The following is a 233-nucleotide window of genomic DNA, read 5'->3' on the forward strand; positions in this document are numbered from 1 at the left end:
GTGGGCGGCCAGTTCGCGGGCCAGCGCGTCGTCCCAGGCGGCCCGGTCGGGGTGGTCGGCGGGCCGGACGACGCAGGTCGGCAGCCCGCGCTCGCGGGGGGCGGCCAGCCCGGCGGCCTCGCGGTCGGCGCCGACGGCCCCGACCGTGAAGGGGCCGGGCTCCTCGCCGGGACCGGCCTGGGCCTGCCGCAGGGCCAGGCACAGCGACCCGACCCCCGAGACCAGCACGACCA

Annotated in this window: 1 pseudogene; it reads right to left on the reverse strand. The window is 82.0% G+C overall.

Annotated features, from left to right (window positions below):
* A pseudogene (locus AC0IVP_RS22215) lies at positions 1-233 on the reverse strand (phosphoribosylglycinamide formyltransferase); the annotation flags it as partial.

The organism is Klenkia sp. AC732 (genome assembly GCF_979256525.1).